The sequence below is a fragment of the Actinoplanes sp. NPDC089786 genome, assembly GCF_040684855.1.
Classification (GTDB): Bacteria; Actinomycetota; Actinomycetes; order Mycobacteriales; family Micromonosporaceae; genus Actinoplanes.
On record NZ_JBFBGU010000001.1, the window covers coordinates 1,327,729 to 1,346,018 of the forward strand.

At 72.4% G+C, this 18,290-nt stretch carries 19 protein-coding genes; 13 read left to right on the forward strand and 6 right to left on the reverse strand.

All coding sequences use genetic code 11. The annotated features are described in order from the left end of the window. From AB0O15_RS06460 to AB0O15_RS06475, 4 genes are all read left to right on the forward strand, one after another. The gene (locus tag AB0O15_RS06460) at positions 1–1,050 is read left to right on the forward strand and encodes an acyltransferase family protein (RefSeq protein ID WP_364314838.1); all 1,050 of its coding nucleotides are present in this window, start codon (positions 1–3) and stop codon (positions 1,048–1,050) included. A 23-nt stretch (positions 1,051–1,073) separates the two neighbouring features. Continuing rightward, positions 1,074–1,361, forward strand: a complete 288-nt coding sequence (locus AB0O15_RS06465; protein ID WP_364314840.1) for a DUF6855 family protein — start codon at positions 1,074–1,076, stop codon at positions 1,359–1,361. Positions 1,362–1,437: 76 nt separating this feature from the next. Further along, the gene (locus tag AB0O15_RS06470; RefSeq protein ID WP_364314843.1) at positions 1,438–1,605 is read left to right on the forward strand and encodes a hypothetical protein; all 168 of its coding nucleotides are present in this window, start codon (positions 1,438–1,440) and stop codon (positions 1,603–1,605) included. A gap of 175 nt (positions 1,606–1,780) precedes the next feature. Beyond that, entirely contained in the window at positions 1,781–3,028 is a 1,248-nt protein-coding gene (locus tag AB0O15_RS06475; RefSeq protein WP_364314845.1) for an MFS transporter, read from the forward strand. On the opposite strand, the gene AB0O15_RS06480 is transcribed toward AB0O15_RS06475, so the two are convergent. Continuing rightward, positions 2,976–3,332, reverse strand: a complete 357-nt coding sequence (locus AB0O15_RS06480) for a hypothetical protein (protein ID WP_364314847.1) — start codon at positions 3,330–3,332, stop codon at positions 2,976–2,978. The two genes, AB0O15_RS06475 and AB0O15_RS06480, sit on opposite strands and share 53 nt — an antisense overlap. Before the next feature lie 38 nt (positions 3,333–3,370). Between AB0O15_RS06480 and thrB the strand changes: the two genes are divergently transcribed. The 3 genes from thrB (at position 3,371) to AB0O15_RS06495 (ending at position 8,045) form a co-directional block, all read left to right on the forward strand. Continuing rightward, complete coding sequence (gene thrB, locus AB0O15_RS06485; protein ID WP_364314849.1) at positions 3,371–4,315, forward strand: homoserine kinase; 945 nt, start codon at positions 3,371–3,373, stop codon at positions 4,313–4,315. 312 nt (positions 4,316–4,627) lie between these two features. Then, complete coding sequence (gene rho / locus AB0O15_RS06490; protein WP_364314852.1) at positions 4,628–6,733, forward strand: transcription termination factor Rho; 2,106 nt, start codon at positions 4,628–4,630, stop codon at positions 6,731–6,733. Between the two features lie 139 nt (positions 6,734–6,872). Continuing rightward, on the forward strand, positions 6,873–8,045 hold the full coding sequence (locus AB0O15_RS06495) for a nitric oxide synthase oxygenase (RefSeq protein ID WP_364314854.1): 1,173 nt from the start codon (positions 6,873–6,875) through the stop codon (positions 8,043–8,045). An 8-nt stretch (positions 8,046–8,053) separates the two neighbouring features. Here the strand turns inward: AB0O15_RS06495 and AB0O15_RS06500 are convergent, their stop codons facing one another. Both AB0O15_RS06500 and AB0O15_RS06505 read right to left on the reverse strand, forming a co-directional pair. Then, positions 8,054–8,629, reverse strand: coding sequence for an RNA ligase family protein (locus AB0O15_RS06500; RefSeq protein WP_364314857.1), 576 nt, complete (start codon positions 8,627–8,629; stop codon positions 8,054–8,056). Then, positions 8,626–9,036, reverse strand: a complete 411-nt coding sequence (locus AB0O15_RS06505; protein ID WP_364314859.1) for an AAA family ATPase — start codon at positions 9,034–9,036, stop codon at positions 8,626–8,628. Before AB0O15_RS06505 ends, AB0O15_RS06500 begins: the two co-directional genes overlap by 4 nt. 177 nt (positions 9,037–9,213) lie before the next feature. Between AB0O15_RS06505 and rpmE the strand changes: the two genes are divergently transcribed. Both rpmE and prfA read left to right on the forward strand, forming a co-directional pair. After that, on the forward strand, positions 9,214–9,438 hold the full coding sequence (gene rpmE / locus AB0O15_RS06510; RefSeq protein WP_364314861.1) for a 50S ribosomal protein L31: 225 nt from the start codon (positions 9,214–9,216) through the stop codon (positions 9,436–9,438). Positions 9,439–9,513: 75 nt separating this feature from the next. Continuing rightward, positions 9,514–10,605, forward strand: coding sequence for a peptide chain release factor 1 (gene prfA / locus AB0O15_RS06515; RefSeq protein ID WP_364314863.1), 1,092 nt, complete (start codon positions 9,514–9,516; stop codon positions 10,603–10,605). Here the strand turns inward: prfA and AB0O15_RS06520 are convergent. After that, on the reverse strand, positions 10,589–12,019 hold the full coding sequence (locus tag AB0O15_RS06520; RefSeq protein WP_364314866.1) for a PQQ-binding-like beta-propeller repeat protein: 1,431 nt from the start codon (positions 12,017–12,019) through the stop codon (positions 10,589–10,591). The genes prfA and AB0O15_RS06520 overlap by 17 nt on opposite strands. 84 nt (positions 12,020–12,103) lie before the next feature. After that, complete coding sequence (locus AB0O15_RS06525) at positions 12,104–13,621, reverse strand: GGDEF domain-containing protein (RefSeq protein ID WP_364314868.1); 1,518 nt, start codon at positions 13,619–13,621, stop codon at positions 12,104–12,106. A gap of 85 nt (positions 13,622–13,706) precedes the next feature. Between AB0O15_RS06525 and prmC the strand changes: the two genes are divergently transcribed. From prmC to AB0O15_RS06545, 4 genes are all read left to right on the forward strand, one after another. Further along, positions 13,707–14,543: a peptide chain release factor N(5)-glutamine methyltransferase gene (gene prmC, locus AB0O15_RS06530; protein WP_364317096.1), complete on the forward strand. Its 837-nt coding sequence runs from the start codon at positions 13,707–13,709 to the stop codon at positions 14,541–14,543. Between the two features lie 68 nt (positions 14,544–14,611). Continuing rightward, positions 14,612–15,256, forward strand: coding sequence for an L-threonylcarbamoyladenylate synthase (locus AB0O15_RS06535; RefSeq protein WP_364317099.1), 645 nt, complete (start codon positions 14,612–14,614; stop codon positions 15,254–15,256). Between the two features lie 2 nt (positions 15,257–15,258). After that, positions 15,259–15,852, forward strand: a complete 594-nt coding sequence (locus AB0O15_RS06540) for a phosphotyrosine protein phosphatase (RefSeq protein ID WP_364314871.1) — start codon at positions 15,259–15,261, stop codon at positions 15,850–15,852. Next, a complete protein-coding gene (locus AB0O15_RS06545) occupies positions 15,849–16,781 on the forward strand; it encodes an L-threonylcarbamoyladenylate synthase (RefSeq protein ID WP_364314873.1) in 933 nt (310 codons plus the stop codon). The genes AB0O15_RS06540 and AB0O15_RS06545 overlap by 4 nt, the downstream gene beginning before the upstream one ends. Here AB0O15_RS06545 and AB0O15_RS06550 read toward each other — a convergent pair. Continuing rightward, on the reverse strand, positions 16,705–18,216 hold the full coding sequence (locus tag AB0O15_RS06550) for an SDR family oxidoreductase (protein ID WP_364314875.1): 1,512 nt from the start codon (positions 18,214–18,216) through the stop codon (positions 16,705–16,707). The genes AB0O15_RS06545 and AB0O15_RS06550 overlap by 77 nt on opposite strands. Between the last annotated feature and the right edge of the window lie 74 nt (positions 18,217–18,290).

Consider the following 18,290-nt stretch of genomic DNA (forward strand, 5'->3'; position numbering starts at 1 on the left):
GTGGCACCCCAACCGCGCACCCCACGACAGTGGGAACTCGATGCTCTCCGGGTCTTCGCGATCGCCGGCGTGGTCATGATCCACGTGTCCGGCCTGCTCCTCGCCCACGACGACCTGATCGGCACCGCGCGGCGGCAGGCGGCGGTCGCCGTGAACGTCGGCCTGACCTGGGTGGTCCCGGTCTTCGTGATGATCAGCGGCGCGCTCACCCTGTCACCACGGGCGCACGCCGACGGACCGGTCGCCTTCTACCGCAAACGCTTCGCCCGCATCCTCCCCGCGCTGCTCGTCTGGCATGTGATCTACCTGGTCGTGGTCCGGTTGTGGATGCGCGGCGAGCCGTTCCACCCGCGCGTGGTGGTCGTCGGCCTCCTCGACGCGAAGATGTTCACCGCCCTCTACTTCCTCTGGCTGATCGCCGGCCTCTACGTGATCGCCCCGGTGATCGCGGCCTTCCTCGCGGGTGGCGGCCGGCGGCGCGCGTTCGGCGTCGCCGGGGTCGCGCTTCTTTGGACCCAGCTGGTGTACGCCCTGAGCACGCTCTCGTCCCTGCTGGGCGAACCCCGCCCGATCCACCTCGGCGCCTGGACCCAGTGGTGGCCGTACGTGGGGCTGTTCGTGGCCGGCTGGGCGCTGCGTGACGTCGTGCTGCGTCCGGTCGGCCTGGTCATCGCTTCTGTCGTCGGGTGTGCGGCGGTGGCCGAGCCGATCTGGCAGTACGGCGTCCACGGCCCCCGCGCCCTGGTCCTGCTGCCGATCACCCGGCTGGGCCCGATGATGGCCGTCGCGGCGATCAGTTTCTTCCTGGTGGCGATCGGTCTCGGCGCCCGTCTCACGCCCGGCCCGGGGGTGGCCGTGGTGTTGCGCCGCCTGTCCGACGCCGCGTTCGGGGTGTTCCTCGTCCACCTGCTGATCCTCGAGGTGCTGAAGCCGGCCGTCCCCACGCGCTCGCTCTGGGCGCTGGCCGGCGCGTTCGTCGTCACCCTGGCGGCCTCATTCATGATTTCCCTGGTGGCGGGCCGCATCCGGTACCTCAGAATGATCTTCTAGAGCCGACTTTGAGGAGGCCCGCGATGGCCGGCACACCGGACGACCCTTGGCAGCTGACCACCCCGCCCGGCAAGGGCGCGTTCCAGATGTGGCGCGACGAGCAGGCCGACCCGCCCGCCCTCGTCTGCCAGGTCGGCGCCACCCAACTGCGCTACCACCTGCGTGCCGTCGACGACCTGCACGCCATGCTCGTCGCCCACGGCGAGTGGATGCCGCTGGGCGGCGCCGACGAGCAGAAGCCGGCCGCCGACGGCGACCGCGCGATCGTCGTCATGGAGGTCGGCCGCAGTCAGCACGTGAGGCAGTCGTAACGCCCAGCGTGGCAATGTTCCGGCCCGATCTCAATGTGGCTCCTGAGGTCAGCACAACGGCCGCTACACCAACGCCGTGCTCACCGAGCAGGGATGGGAGCTGGTTCGCGCGGCGGCGCCGGGGCACGTCGCGGCGATGCGCAGCCTGGTCTTCGAGGGGCTGACGGAGGAGGAACTGCGCGACCTCGGGCGGCAGGTCGACCGGCTGGCGGACGCCGTGGGCCGGCCGGCCTGGCGAGAGTGATCGGCCCGGAAACGGCGTACGTGATCGGCTGGGAAGCGGCGTGCGTGATCGGCCGGGGAGCGGGACGACCCGGCGGTGGGCGCGGAGCCGGACCACGACGGTGGCCGGGCCCGGGTCACGAGCACCGGCTGTGCCCGTACCCGTCGAACGGGTTTGATCTGTAGCGTCGGGTCACGTGAGCTCATTCGGGGTGGTGGGCCGCAACCGCGACTTCCGCCGGTTGTTCGCCGCCGAGCTGGTGGTCTTCGGATCCGACTGGTTCGTGATGGTGCCGTTGCTCGTGCTGCTGCCCGAGCTGACCGGCAGCGGGGTGTGGGGCGCGCTGGTGCTGGCCGCCGACACCGGCATCATCGCGCTGCTGCTGCCGTACACGGGGACCATCGCCGACCGCTACGACCGTCGCAAGATCATGATGATCGCGAACCTGGCCGCGATCGTCGCCGTCGCCCTGCTGTTCCTGGTGCGCTCGGCCGCGACGGCGCCGCTGGCCCTGGTCGCGGTGGGCGCGGTCGCCGTGGCCAAGGCGTTCTACTCGCCGGCCGCGTCGGCCGCACTGCCCAATGTGGTCGATGCCGAGGATCTGGCCGCCGCCAACGCGATCGCCGGCTCGGCCTGGGGCACGATGACGATCGTCGGCGCGTCGCTGGGCGGCGTGGTGAGCAGCTTCTTCGGCCCGTACGTGAGCTTCGCCGTGACCGCCGTCTGCCTGCTGCTGGGGGCGCTCGCCACCAGCCTGATCCGCCGCCCGTTGCAGGCGCCGCGCACGTCCGACGGGAACGTGCGAACCTGGCACGCGCTGGCCGAGTCGTTCCGCTACATCGCGGCCCGGCCAAGGATCCGCGCGCTGGTCACGGTCAAGTCGGCGGTCGGGCTGGGCAACGGGGTGCTGACCGTCTTCCCGTTGCTGGCGGGGCTGTTCGGGGTGGGCGCGCTGGGCGCCGGCCTGCTGTTCGCGGTGCGCGGCGCCGGCGCGCTGGTCGGCCCGCTCGTCATGGCGCCGGTGCTCCGCCGGCGCAGCTGGTTGCTGCCCGGTCTCGCCCTGTCCATGAGCCTGTACGGCCTCGGCTACCTCGGCGTCGCCGTCTCGCCGTGGTTCTGGCTGGTCCTGGTGCTGGTCTTCGTCGCGCACTTCGCCGGCGGGACCAACTGGGTGCTGTCCAACTACGCGTTGCAGGGTGAGGTGCCGGACCGGCTGCGCGGCCGGGTCTTCGCCACCGACATGATGCTGGCGACGCTGGCCATCGCGGTGAGTCAGCTGGGGGCGGCGGCGGTGGTCGATCACGTCGATGAGCGGGCGATTCTGGCCGGTTGCGGTTTGATCACATTGGTGTACGCCGTCGGCTGGCGGATCGCCACCCGACGACTGAGCCTCACTGAGCCGGCGGCTGATAGTGCGGCGGAAACGGGTCGCGGGGGCGGCTGACCAGGGCCGCGAGCAGCAGGGCGATCCCGACCGCGGTCAACGCGGTCAGCACCAGCCCGACGCCGGCGCTGATCAGGCCGAAACTCGACACTTCGAGGTCGAGCGACGAGACAAGGCTGGGGAACGACATCGTCCAGATCGTGGTCAGGACGAGTTCGGCGGTGAGCAGGGCCAGCCCGATGAAGGCGAACGTCGTGCTGCGCGGACCGAGCCGGGCACGACGCGAGCCGACCAGGACAAAACCGACGATCATCACCACGAGCAGGGGCAGCTGGACGACGAAACTCGAGAACGCGAACGCCATGACCAGGCACGTTATCGGGTGGGTGCGACAATGATCGGGTGGCCCTGACCTTCGTCGCCGGTTCGGCGCATGTGCGCACCCCGGCGACCAGTGCGAACCTCGGCCCGGGCTTCGACGCGCTTGGCCTGGCCCTGTCCCTGCACGACGAGCTCAGCGCCTCGGTGACCGACGCCGGCTTCCGGGTGGAGATCTCCGGCGAGGGCGCGGGCGAGCTGCCCACCGACGCCGGGCACCTGGTGGTCCGGGCGATGCTGGCGACCTTCGACGAGCTGGGCGAGCGGCCACCCGGACTGGCCGTGAGCTGTGTGAACCACATCCCGCAGGCGCGCGGCCTGGGTTCCTCGTCGGCGGCCATCGTGGGCGGCGTGCTGCTGGCCCGCGGCCTGGTCATCGGGGGTGAGGCGCGGCTCGACGACGCCGGCGCGCTGCGGGTCGCGGCCAAGCTCGAGGGCCACCCGGACAACGTCGCGCCGTGCCTGCTGGGCGGCTTCACGATCGCCTGGACCGAGGGCGCCGGGGCGCGGGCCGTCACGATCGACACCCATCCCGGCGTACGCCCGACCGTCTTCGTCCCGGCCGAACGCGGCTACACGGCCTCGGCCCGCCGCGCGCTCCCGCCCGAGGTGCCACACGCCGACGCCGCGTTCAACGCCGGTCGCTCCGCCCTCCTGGTGCACGCGCTCACCAACGACCCCACGCTGCTGCTCGCGGCCACCGAGGACCGCCTGCACCAGGGGTACCGCGCCGAGTCCATGCCCGGGACGGCCTCCCTGGTGGCCGGCCTGCGATCGGTCGGCGTGGCCGCCGCGGTCAGCGGGGCGGGGCCCTCCGTGCTGGCATTCACCGAGGTCCCGGGCGATTTCCGGGCGGGCCGGGAATGGCGCGCCGTGTCGTTGGGCGTGGATGGCACCGGAGCCCTTGCGAAAGGGAGTATGGTTAGACACGCCGAGCGGAGCACTGTTGCCGCAGGTCGCACGAGTTGACTACGCTCAGGACCTAGCACAGCCGCGAGGCAAGGCGATCTACCGCGGTTCGGCGCGCACCCCCGAGAGCATGGCAGTTCTTTGCCTCTTCTCTTCTCTCTCACCAAGGCACACGCCGGGCAGCAGCTCCCCAGATCGGAAGACCGGTGCACTCGCCGAGACCTATCCCGTCGTCATGAGTCGGGGTCGGGAGACCGTCGAGCTGCCGTGCTGCACAAACTCCCGCGCCGCTGGCGGTTGTGGGATCCGAGGCACCCGGCCACCAAGGCTGCAGACCCGGGTGACTTGGCTTTTTTCGACGGAAGGAATCCATTGAGCGACACCACCGACGTGACGTCGGGTGTTTCTGACGTCGCTGACGACGGCGCCGGCACTCCGACGGCCACGAAGCGTCGCCGTGGCGGCACCGGCCTGTCCGCGATGCTGCTGCCCGAGTTGCAGAGTCTCGCCGCGTCCCTCGGCATCTCCGGCACCGCCCGGATGCGCAAGGGCGAGCTGATCACCGCGATCTCCGAGCGTCAGGCCGGGGGCGCCCCCGCGGCCGCCGCCGAGCCGGTCCGCGCCTCGCGAAGCCGTTCCAGCGGCTCCACGGCGCGGGTGGCCGAGGCCCCGGTGGTGGCCGACGCTCCGCCGGTCGCCGTCGCGACCGCGCCCGTGGCGACCCCGCCGGCCGCGACGATCACCGACGCGCCGACCGCTCCGCAGCCGAACAGCGCGCCCGAGCAGGGCGTTCCGGCCGGCGAGACGCAGGCCGCGCCGTCCGGCGAGACCGAGCAGCGCGAGCGTTCCGAGGGCCGCGAGCGCAACGATCGCGGCGGCCGCAACCGCAACCGCGGCGACCGTGACCGTGGCGAGCGCACCGACCGGGGCGACCGGGGTGAGCGCCCCGACCGGGGTGAGCGTCCCGACCGGGGTGAGCGCCCCGACCGGGGTGAGCGTCCCGACCGCGGCGAGCGCAACGACCAGGGCGGCGAGCGCCCGGGCGGCGATCGGCCGGTCGGCGACCGGCCCGACCGTGACCGCAACGAGCGCAACGACCGGGACCAGCGCAACGACCGCAACGACCGCGGTGGACGCAACGACTCGGACGACGACGACAACGACGGCAGCGATGGTGGCCGCCGGAGCCGGCGCAGCCGGTTCCGGGACCGGCGCCGGGGCCGCGACCGTGACCAGGGCGACCGCGACGGCGGCGGCGGTGGTGGCGGCAGCGGAAACACCGACCGCGCTGACCGCGGTGGCCGCGAGCCGCACGTCGCCGAGGACGAGGTGCTCGTCCCGGTGGCCGGCATCCTGGACGTGCTCGACAACTACGCCTTCGTCCGGACCACCGGTTACCTCTCCGGCCCGAACGACGTCTACGTGTCGATGTCCCAGGTCAAGAAGCACGGCCTGCGCCCGGGTGACGCGGTCACCGGCGCGGTCCGGTCCGCGCCACGAGACAACGCCGGCGACAACAGCGGCAACTCGCGGCGGGACAAGTACAACCCGCTGGTCCGGCTGGACACGATCAACGGGATGGAGCCGGACGAGGCCCGGCGGCGGCCGGAGTTCTACAAGCTGACTCCGCTCTACCCGCAGGAACGGCTTCGTCTCGAGTCCGAGCCGCACATCCTGACCACGCGGGTCATCGACCTGGTCATGCCGATCGGCAAGGGGCAGCGCGCGCTGATCGTGTCGCCGCCCAAGGCCGGTAAGACCATGGTGCTCCAGGCGATCGCCAACGCGATCACGCACAACAACCCCGAGTGCCACCTGATGGTCGTGCTGGTCGACGAGCGGCCCGAAGAGGTCACCGACATGCAGCGCACGGTCAAGGGCGAGGTCATCGCGGCCACGTTCGACCGGCCGCCGCAGGACCACACCGCGGTCGCCGAGCTCGCCATCGAGCGGGCCAAGCGCCTGGTCGAGCTGGGCCACGACGTGGTCGTGCTGCTCGACTCGGTGACCCGGCTCGGCCGGTCGTACAACCTGGCCGCGCCGGCCTCGGGCCGGATCATGTCCGGTGGTATCGACTCGACCGCGCTCTACCCGCCGAAGCGGTTCCTCGGCGCGGCGCGCAACATCGAGAACGGCGGCTCGCTGACCATTCTCGCCACCGCGCTGGTGGAGACCGGCTCGATGATGGACACGGTCATCTTCGAGGAGTTCAAGGGCACCGGTAACGCCGAGCTCAAGCTGGACCGCAAGATCGCCGACAAGCGGGTCTTCCCGGCCGTCGACGTCAGCGCCTCCAGCACGCGTAAGGAAGAGATCCTGCTGGGCAAGGAGGAGCTGGCCATCGTGCACAAGCTCCGCAAGGTGCTCAGCTCCCTGGAGTCCTCGGCCGCTCTCGACCTGTTGCTCGACCGGCTCAAGCAGAGCCGGACGAACATCGAGTTCCTCATGCAGATCGCGAAGTCGACACCGGGCGAGTAATCGCACGCTGAATCGCCGGACGCGGTCCCTTCCATGGTGAAGGGGCCGCGTCCTTTTTGTCGCACACCGTGTGTGAGCTGCCGCGACCAGGGTCGTGCGAACCTCGCTGCCAGGTTCGACGCGAGGTGGGGAGGCAGCGATGAAGGTGCCGGGGTACCGGGACCATCCGACCGAGCCGTGGGACCCGGCCGCCCCGGCGGACCCGAGGGAGGCCGAGGAATTTCTGCGGCAGTGCTACCTCGACAACGCCAAGCTGGGACCGGTCGAGCCGCGGCTGGCCATCGTCCGGGCCCAGATCGCCGCCACGGGCACCTACACGCACACCACCGAGGAGCTGGCGTACGGCGCGAAACTGGCCTGGCGCAACGCGAGCCGGTGCATCGGCCGGCTCTACTGGCGCAGTCTCGTGGTGCTGGACCGGCGCCGGGCGCGCACCGCGGACGACATCTTCTCGCTGCTGGTGCACCACCTGACGGCTGCGGGACGCGACGCGATCCGGCCGGTGATCAGCATTTTCGCCGCGGCGGCACCGGGCCGGCCGTACGCCCGCGTGTGGAATGAGCAGTTGATCCGCTATGCCGGTTATCCCGGGACGGGCGGATGCCCGGTCGGCGACCCGCGCCAGGCGCGCTTCACCGCGGCGATGCAGGGATTCGGCTGGCGCGGCAAGGGCGAGGCGTTCGACGTGCTGCCGCTGGCGATCGAGACGCCGGCCGAGGGGGTCCGGCTGTACGAGCTGCCCGAGCGCGCGATCCGCGAGGTGCCGATCACCCACCCCGAGTACGACTGGTTCACCGAGCTGGGCCTGCGCTGGCACGCGGTCCCGGCGATCTCGAACATGCGGCTGACCATCGGCGGCGTGCACTACCCGCTGGCGCCGTTCAACGGCTGGTACATGGGCACCGAGATCGGGGCACGGAACTTCGCCGACACCGACCGCTACGACCTGCTGCCCACGGTGGCGGCGCGGCTGGGCCTGGACACCAGCCGGGAGAGCACGCTGTGGCGGGACCGGGCGCTGGTCGAGCTCAACCGGGCCGTGCTGTGGTCGTTCGAGCAGGCCGGCGCGAAGATCGCCGACCATCACACCGAGTCCCAGCGGTTCATGACCCACGTACGCAACGAGGAACGCGCCGGCCGCCCGGTGCCGGCCGACTGGACCTGGATCGTGCCGCCGATGTCGGGCGGCGTGACCCCGGTCTTCCACCGCTACTACGACGAGCTGGACCTACGCCCGGCGTTCTATCTGGACGACGAGGCGGCCACCCTGGCCCGTGAGGGCTCCAGGCACTGCCCGCACGCGCCGGATTAGGGCCTGCCCTAAGCGAACTCGTTGACCGCGGCGCCGGGCGGGACGGTGGCGAACTGTGGGCGTACCCAGCAGAGAAGTTTGTGTGGCAGGTCGGCGGCGGCGATCCGGCCGGCGCTCCGCACCACGAAGCCCTCGGAGGCCGCCGGGTCGCGGGTGCGCGACCAGATCGTGCGCGCTGCGGACAGGCCGACGCCGCGGTAGAGGACCGGGACCACCGGCAGCTCCAGGCGTTCCGCCCAGTCCACCGTGTCGTCCCAGCCCAGCAGCGTGCCGGTTTCGTCCCAGATGCCGAAGACGATGAAGACGCCGGGCAGGTCCGTGTACGCGATCCCGCGGCGCGCCCACATCGACTCGCCGCAGACCCGCCACTCGTCGGGGATGCGGTGCGCGATCATCGTCCACAGCGCGGTCGCCGGGCGGTCCCACGCCTCGGCCGGCGTGCCACCGGGACCGTGCACGGCGTCCCGGGTGAAGGTCAGCTCGCCGCCGTCCAGCTTCTCGGTCACCACCAGCTCACCGTCCAACCACGACAGGTCGGGCTGGACCGGGCCGCCGGCCGAGCCGGGCAGGTGATGGAAGCTCATTTCAGGTACTTCCGGTGCAGGGTACGGATGCCCGGCTCGCCGACCCGTTCGTCCGCCGGCCGGGCCGCGTCGCGGCGGATGCACACCTCGAGCGGCACCCGGGTGAAGTCGTGGATCTCGAACTTCGCCCCGAACCGGCGGGCCAGCGCGCCCCACTCGCGGACCAGGCCGCGGCCGAGGTTGGTGTCGTCGATCATCACGTCCGCCCTCGCCTCGAGCAGCCTTTCCACCGTGCCCCGCTGGACCGTGCTGACCAGCCCCTCGGCCCACGGAGTGTAGAGCGGGCGGCCGTGCAACATTCGTCGGAGTTCGTCACGATTCACCCGGACCACCCACGGCTGGAGCCGGCGGGCGAAGGTGGTCTTGCCCGAGCCCGGCAGGCCCCGGGTGATCAGCAGCCTGGTCACCCCGACATCTTGCCCTGATGAGCGGGAATGCGGCGAGGGTGGCTCACGTTTCAACCCCCGGAAGCCCAGTACGCCGCACCACATGGCAGACTGGTACATCGGCCACTGGTTCCGGTTCACGCCCATTGAACAGCAAGGGCGACCCGGCGACCGCCATTCGAGAGGACCGAGCGACTCATGAAGCCCGACATTCACCCGCAGTACCAGGCGACCGAGGTCATCTGTTCCTGCGGCAGCACCTTCACGACCCGCAGCACCGCCAAGGGCGGCGAGATCCGCGTCGAGACCTGCTCCGCCTGCCACCCGTTCTACACGGGCAAGCAGCGCGTGCTGGACACCGCGGGCCGGGTCGCCAAGTTCCAGGCGAAGTACGCGAAGGTCAACGCAGCCAAGAAGAAGTAGCTACCTCGACGGCGCCCGCCCCGGAGATCCGGGGTCGGGCGCCGTTTGCGTTCTTCACCGACCCGGGAGAGCACCGTGAGCAACGACCGGTTGTCCAGCCTGCTAGAGGAATACAAGAACCTCGAGAAGCAGATGGAGGATCCCTCCATCCACGCCGACCAGGCCCTGGTCCGCCGGGTCGGGCGCCGCTTCGCCGAGCTGGCGCCGCTGAACACCGCCCACCTCGAGCTCGAGGCGGCCCGTGCCGACCTGGCCGCCGCCAAGGAACTGGCGGCCGAGGACCCGAGCTTCGCCAGTGAGGTCGAGGCGGTCGCCGCCATGCTCCAGCCGCTGGAGGAGAAGCTCGGCGAGATGCTCGCCCCGCGCGACCCGCACGACGCCAAGGACGTGATCGTCGAGATCAAGGCCGGCGAGGGCGGCCAGGAATCCGCGCTGTTCGCCGGTGACCTGCTGCGCATGTACACCCGGTACGCCGAGCGCCACGGCTGGACCGTCGAGGTGATCGACTCGCAGGAGTCGGACCTGGGCGGGGTCAAGGACATCTCGGTGGCCGTGAAGACCAAGGGTGTGCCCGCGGGCGGCCACGGCGTCTGGTCCCGGCTCAAGTGGGAGGGCGGCGTGCACCGGGTGCAGCGGGTCCCGGTCACCGAGTCGCAGGGCCGGATCCACACCAGCGCGGCCGGCGTGCTGGTGCTGCCCGAGGCCGAGGATGTTGACGTGCAGATCGAACCGGGGGACATCCGGGTCGATGTGTTCCGTTCGTCCGGTCCGGGCGGCCAGTCGGTGAACACCACCGACTCCGCCGTCCGGATCACCCACCTGCCCACCGGCATCGTGGTGAGCTGCCAGAACGAGAAGAGCCAGCTGCAGAACCGCGAGTCGGCGATGCGCATCCTGCGGGCCCGGATGCTGGCCGCGGCGCAGGAGCAGGCGGACGCGGCGGCGTCGGACGCGCGCAAGGCCCAGGTGCGTACGGTCGACCGCTCCGAGCGCATCCGCACCTACAACTACCCGCAGAACCGCATCACCGACCACCGGATCGGCTACTCCGCGTACAACCTCGATCTGGCCCTCAACGGCGACCTGGACGGCGTGCTGGACGCGCTGGCCGAGGCCGACCGGCAGGCCCGGCTGGCCGGGGACGCCGACATCAGCCGACGTCAGTGACCACGATCTCCTGATTGGCCGGGTCGGCGAGGACCAGGGCCGGGTCGGGGTTCGCGCCCTGATCGCGACGGTTCAGGCAGACCAGGCGTGAGCCGGACATCTGGCAGCCCTGCTCGCCGAACGGTGGCAGCGCGCCGGCCAGCCGCAGCGTGTTGTCCGGCTGGAGGACGTTGACGGTCATCCGGGTCGGCTGCTCCCTGGTGAAGCCGAGCAGCACCAGGCCGCCGGTCTGCTGGTCGGTCACGACCATGCCGGCCGGGAACCGGGCCACCAGCCGGCCGGTGCGGATGTCGAGGACGCCGTTGCCGCCGCCGTCGTGCGACTCGACGAACATCCGGGTGTCGCTCAGCGGGTGGCCGTAGTCCCAGCCGTCGCTGCGCCACGTCGGGCGGCCGGTGTGCGGGTCGAGCGCCTCCATGCCCAGCCGCGAGGAGCCGCGGCAGATCAGCCCGAGGCAGTCGAAGATGCCGCCGAGCTGGGTGTTCTCGGTGAACTGGCTCCACCGCGGGCGCAGCGTGGCCACGTCGTGGGCGGAGACGTTCATGGCCCCGTTCTCCACGGTGACCGCGATCAGGACGTCACCGAAGACCATCAGGTACGCGTACGCGTCGTCGCCGGGGTCGGCCGGGAGCCACGGCAGCTTGCCGGTCCGCACGACCTTGCCGTCGGCCAGGCTGTGGACCTCGACGCCGCCGATCCGGTCGACCATCAGGATCTCGGCCGGCTCGTCCGGGGTGCCACCGATGAGGGTCGTGGTGCTGACGAAGGCGGCCTCTTCGGGGGTGTACGACCACAGCGTCGCGCCGTCGGCCACGCGCACCATGTGCAGTCGCAGGATCGAGCCGCCGCGGGCGCCCCACTCGACCAGCAGCGTCCGGTCGGCGCCGATCCGGCCGTACGGCTCGCCGCGATGCCGCCAGCGTTCCCGGCCGGTGGCCGCGTCCAGCGCGATGACGCTGCGCGTCGGGTTGCTGCCGTCCGCCTGCTGTTCCGGCTGGGGCACCATCACCAGGCCCGGAACACCGGCGTCGACCGAGCCGCCGCCCGCCTCCTCGAGCGCGACCTTCCACCGCAGCTTGCCGTCGGCCATCGCCCGCGCCTCGAGCGTCGGCCGCTGGTCCTCGGGGCCGCGTGGTTTGGTGCCGGGCAGCGCGGTGCTGGGGAACTGCGGGGTGAAGGACCGCTGCACGTAGAGGGTGTCGCCCTGCACCGTGAACGGCTCCTGCGTGGCCGGGATCCGCCACGAGGTCCGCAGGCCTCGCGGCTCGGGCCGGGACGAGCCGGTCACCCCGAGCACGGTGAGCAGGGCGATCACGGCGACCAGGCCCCGGCGCAGATCACGCGGGTGGAACGGGCGGGCGGGCGCCGGGCCGGCACTGCTCGTGGAGACCTCGCCGAGCTCGATCACCGTCATGCTCTGCTCACCTTGGCATGCCCTTCTGGCCCTCGCCGGCGAGCCCGTGGACACGCGCGAGCGAGCGCCGGTCGGTGCGGGCGCTCATGCCGGAACGGCCGGGATCCGGTTCGCCGCTGCTGCCGCCAGCGCCGCGGCCAGGGTGCGGCCGTTCACGCCGACCTCGGACCAGCCCGCCGCCATGCCGATCGGCGTTCCGGGCACGATGGTCTGCCAGTTCTCGGCCGCGGTGGCCGCGCTGATCCGCCGGGACACCTCGGCCGCCTGGGCCGGGCCGGCGCCCGGGAGCACCACCACGAACTCGTCACCGGCGAACCGGGCCACGAAATCACCGCGCCGCATGACCCGATTCAACACCCCGGCGATCCGCTGCAGGACGAGATCTCCGCGCTGGCGGCCGTGCCGGGAGTTGACCTCGCTGAACCCGACCAGGTCACAGACGCCGACCGCGGCCCGTTCGCCCCGGGACAGCATGCCGGTGATGTAGCGCTCGAGCTGCCGGCGGTTGGGCAGGCCGGTGAGTGGGTCGGTGAGCGTCTCGTCGCCGTACCGGCCGTGGTCGCGCGGCTCGACCCGCTGGGCGTCGATCCGGGCGGCCACGCCGTCCAGGTAGCCGTCGCGGAGCCGGTCGATGCGCTGGGCGGCCAGCCGGAACGCGTGCCGGTCGGCGGCGTGCGCGGCCGCGTGGTCGCCGGCCGCGGTGTAGCAGATGCTGCGCAGCCGGGCCGGTTCCGCGGCGCCGAGCACGTCGGCCGCCACCGGGACGGCGTCGAGCTGGGCCAGCGCCTCGGCCGGCTTGCCGTCGGCGATGGTCAGGCAGACGCCGCCGAGGTGGCGCAGGTCGCGGGTGCGGGCGCTGTCGCCGCCCCGGGACAGCCAGCTGGTCGCGTCGGTCTCGGTGCGCTCGCCCAGCGCGGCCCGGCGGGCCAGGGCGTAGCCGTACACCGCCCGGCTGTGTGGCCGCAGTTTGGCATCGGCGCCGGTCGCCACGTATCGGGTCAGCTCGGCGTCGATGTCGCGCAGCACCCGCAGGCAGCCGTCGGTGTCGCCGTGGTGGTCGAGGGAGACCGCGTTGCGGAGCCGGATGCCGGGCGCCGCGAACACCTCGGGGGCCAGACCGGCCGCGGCGCCCACCTCGCGAGCCTGCTCGATCGCGGTCAGCGCGTGGCCGTGGAAGCCGAGGTACGAGTACGCCATGGCCAGGTCGTGCCAGCCCCAGGCGGTCTCGGTGTCGCCGTCGGTGACCGCGGCCAGCGCCCGGGACGCCTGCACCAGATGGGTCACGCCACGGTCGAGCGCGCTCTGCAGATGGGCCGCGAGCGCGGCGAAGGCATGCATCTGGCCGCGCAGATAGGGGTCGGGGACCTCACGGACGGCCTGGGCCGCGGCCGTCATGGCCGAGGCGAACTCGGCCACCCGGCCCAGGTTGATCAGGGCGCCGAAGCGCTGGATCAGCGCGTACGCCCGGGTCGTCGGATCGGTCGTGGCGTCCAGCACACGGTCGAGGATCGGAAGAGCCTTGGCTGACTTGCCACCCTGCTGCAGACGCCCGGCCTCCCGCAATTCCCCGACATGATCCGCGAGCTGGTCCAACCAACTCACCAGGCGCCTCCCCGGCCGCTCAGCGTCATACGCGACGTTCCATGATTATGCCGTGACACCGCGAGACGAACACCCCTCGCCCGGCATGGACCGGACACCGCTCGCACCGATTCTCAGACGGGCTACATCTTCGCTGGTCGATGCCGGGGTGGCCAGTCCGCGTACGGATGCCGAACTCCTCGCCGCCCACGTGCTCGGGATCGGACGCGGCCGGCTGGCCCTCGTCGACACGGTCCGGGCGGACGAGGCCGGGCGTCTCGACGAGCTGATCGCCCGCCGCGCTCAGCGGGTCCCGTTGCAACACCTGATCGGCTCGGCCGCCTTCCGCCACCTCGAGCTGGCCGTCGGTCCCGGCGTCTTCATCCCGCGCCCGGAGACCGAGCTGCTGGCCGGCTGGGGGATCGAGCACACCGCGCCGGGCGCGACCGTGGTCGACCTGTGCAGCGGCAGCGGCGCGATCGCCTGCGCGGTGGCCGACGAGACGCTGGCGGGCCGGGTGATCGCGGTCGAGCGGTCGCCGGAGGCCCTGGTCTGGCTGCGGCGCAACGCCGGGGACGCGGTCGAGGTGATCGAGGCCGACGTGACCGACCCGGCGCTGCTGCGCGAGCTCGACGGGGCGGTGGACGTGCTGCTGTGCAACCCGCCGTACGTGCCGGACGGCACCCGGGTGCCCGCCGAGGTGATCGTGCACGACCCGCTCGAGGCGGTCTTCGGCGGTGGTGACGGCCTGGCGGTGATCCGCCCGGTGATCGCGCTGGCGGCCCGGCTGCTGGGTACGGGCGGAGCGCTCGGCCTCGAGCACGACGACACCCAGGGCTCGGCGGTGCCCGGCCTGCTCCGCGCCGACGGGCGGTTCACCGACGTCACCGAACACCGTGACCTGACCGGCCGCCCGCGCTTCGCCACCGCCCGGCGAAGGTGACCGCGCGGCATCGCGGTGTGGTGGAGCCGACAGGGTGATCAGGTGGCCATGGCAGACTGCACCTCGTGATGCTCTACGACTGCCGGACCGTGGCCGACCGCGATCGCGGGATCGCCGCCGCCGTCGATGCCGCCAAGAGCGGTGAGCTGGTCGTTTTCCCCACCGACACGGTCTACGGCATCGGGGCCGACGCGTTCACCCCACACGCCGTCCGGGCCCTGCACAGCGCCCGGGGCATGGACCAGCAGGTGGCGCCCCCGGTGCTGGTCGGCTCGCGGCACACCCTGGACGGCCTGGTCTACTCGCTGCCCAAGGCCGCGCGTGAGCTGGCCGACGCGTTCTGGCCGGGCGCGCTGACCATCCTGGTCGAACACTCGCCGAGCCTGCAGTGGGACCTGGGCGAGACCGACGGCGTGGTGGCCGTGCGGATGCCGCTGCACCCGGTCGCGCTCGAGGTGCTGCGTGAGGTCGGCCCGATGGCGGTCACCACGGCCAACAAGGTCGGGGCCGGCGCCCCGGTCACCGCCGAAGAGGCTCGCGAACAGCTCGAATACTCCGTACGCGTCTATCTCGAGGCCGGCCAGGCGGCCGACCCGGCGCCGAGCACGGTCGTCGACGTCACCGGTGACGTGCCCCGGGTGATGCGGGTCGGCTCGATCCCGTGGGAGAAGCTGCGCGACGTGGTGCCGGACATTGCCGCCGCGGAGGCCTGACCGTGGCGCCCTTCACCGTCCTGCATGTCTGCATGGGCAACATCTGCCGGTCGCCGATGGCCGAGCGGTTGCTCGACCGGGCGGTCCGCGACCGCGCTCCGCAGGCGGGTGACCTGGTGCGCAGCGTGAGCGCCGGCACCGGGGGCTGGCACGAGGGCGAAGAGATGAACCCGCCGGCGGCTCGACAGGTGCGCGCCCGCAACGGCACGCCCGAGGGCTTCGCCGCCCGCAAGCTGCGCGGCGACTTCCTGGACGACGCCGACCTGATCCTGACCGCCACCGCCGACCAGTACGACTACGTAGTGGCGCTGCGCCCCGACGCCGCCGGCCGCACCTTCGTGCTGGGCGAGTTCGGGCGCCTGGTGGCCTCGATCGACCCGACCGGCCTGCCGCCCGCCTCGGCCGACGCGCCCGACGCCGTGCACGCCCGCGGCGTGGCCATCGTGGAGGCGGCACACGCCCTGCGCGATGACAAGGAAGCCCTGCCCAGCGACGATCTGGACGACCCGTGGGGCCGTGGCGACCAGACCTTCCAGCGGGTCGGCGACGAGATCGAGGACACCACCGTCCCGTTCGCCACGCTGCTGCTCCCGTGACCGTCGTCCCGCCCGACGAGGCCGGGCTGCGCCGGGCCGCCGACCTGCTGCGCGCCGACTCGGTGGTCGCCTTCCCGACCGAGACCGTGTACGGCCTGGGCGCGCATGCCTTCTCCGAGAAGGCGGTGGCCGAGATCTACCGCCTGAAGAACCGCCCGTCCTGGAACCCGCTGATCGTGCACGTGGCCGGCGTCGCCGAGGCGCGCAAGCTGGCCGCGGAGTGGCCGGACGTGGCCGACGACCTGGCCGCCCGGTTCTGGCCCGGCCCGCTGACCCTGGTGGTCCGCCGCGCGCCGCACCTGACCGTGGCCGGCGCCGCCAATGACACGATCGCCATCCGGGTGCCGGCCCACGACGTGGCCCTGCGACTGCTCGAAGCGAGCGGCCTGCCGCTCGCCGCGCCCAGCGCGAACCGGTCGGAGGGGCTGTCGCCGACCACCGCCGAGCACGTGGTGCGCGGCCTGCCGGACGTGCCGCTGGTGCTTGACGGTGGCGCCTGCCGGTGGGGCATCGAGTCGACCGTGCTGGACGTGGCCGCCGGCGCGCCCCGGCTGCTGCGGCCCGGAGCGCTGAGCCTGCGGGCGATCCGCGAGGTGATCGGCCGGGTCGCGTTGCCGTCGGAGCAGGTCGCGGACGGTAGCGCCCGGCCCTCGCCGGGGATGAGCAAGCGGCACTACGCGCCGCGCGCGCGGCTTGTTCTCGCCGACACGATCCCCGAGCGGGAACGAACGTCCGGCCTGGTGACCCTGGACGACGTCGAGGGCGCGGAGGTCCTGGGCCACGACCCGGCTGAGTACGCCGCCGACCTCTACGCGGCGCTGCACCGGCTCGACGACCGGGGCGTCGCCACGATCATCGTCCAGAGGCCGCCGGCGACCGAGGAGTGGCTGGCCGTACATGATCGTCTGAATCGCGCGGCGGCGCGCTAGCGGCCCGGGCGATGTTGCGGACCATGGCGCCGAAGACCAGGCCGTGGAACGGCAGGATCGCCGCCCAGTAGACCTGCCCGGCCAGCCCGCGCGGCAGGAAGATGGCCCGCTGCAGGTAGATGCTGCGGTCCGGCCCGTCCGGCACGGCCCGCATCTCGAGCCAGGCCCGCCCCGGCACCCGCATCTCGGCGCGCAGCAGCAACAGCTCGCCCGGGCGGATCTCCTCCACCCGCCACCAGTCCAGCGCCTCGCCGACCTGGAGCCGATCCCGGTCCCGGCGGCCCCGGCGCAGGCCCACCCCGCCGGCCAGCCGGTCGGCCCAGCCGCGCACCGACCAGGCCAGCGGGATCGAGTGCCAGCCGTTGTCGCCGCCGATCCCCTCGATCACCCGCCACAGCGAGGCGGCCGGAGCGTTCACCCGGCCGGCCCGCTTGTCCTGATGCAGCGTGCCGCCGGACCAGTCCGGGTCGCTGGGCAGCGGCTCGGCCACCGGGTCCAGCCCGGACGCGGTCGACCAGCGGGTCTCCACCTCGGCGTCGCGGATCTTGCCCAGGGCCCGGCGGACGGCCTCGTCGAAGCTCAGCGTCTCGCCCGGCACGTACTCGAGGATGTCCTGCTCGTGGGCGAACGCCTCGTGGATCAGGCTGCCCACCAGCGGCCGGGCGATCGCGCTGGGCACCGGGGTGACCAGCCCGACCCAGTGCGCGGACAGCCAGGGGGTGAGCGGGCGCAGCGGCTTGACCCGGCGCCGGGGCAGTCCCGCGACCCGGGCGTACCGCTGCATCATCTCCAGGTAGGTCAGCACGTCGGGGCCGCCGATGTCGAAGCCCCGGTTCACGTCGGGCGGCAGGCCGGCGCAGCCGATCAGGTAGCGCAGCACGTCGCGGACCGCGATCGGCTGGATCCGGTTGCGCACCCAGCGCGGGGTGACCATCACCGGCAGCCGCTCGGTCAGGTAGCGCAACATCTCGAAGGACGCCGAGCCGGAGCCGATGATCACCGGGGCGCGCAGCACCGCGGTCGGGACCGGGCCGTCCAGCAGGATCTGGGCGACCTCGGCCCGGGAGCGCAGGTGGGCCGACTGGGTGCCGTCGGCCGGGGGCTGGGGGCCGCCGAGATAGACGATCCGGCGTACGCCGGCCCGGTCGGCCGCCTCGGCGAAGTTGCGGGCCGCCTCCCGGTCGCGCCGCTCGAAGTCGGGCTTGCCGAGCGAGTGCATCAGGAAGTAGGCGACCTCGATGCCCTCGAACGCGGCCGGTAGCGTGCTCGGATCGGACAAATCGCCCTCAACGACCTCGACGTCGGACGCCCAGGGCACGTCCCGGAGCCGGGCCGCGCTCCGTGACAGACAACGAACCTCATGGCCCTCGACGACCAGGCGAGGCGCCAGGCGCCCGCCGATGTAGCCGGTGGCGCCGGTGACCAGACAACGCATAACCGCACTGTGCCCGCGTGCTCACGAACTAACCCATATGCTGCGAGCAGGCAGCGAGGCCGTCCGAGGGAGCG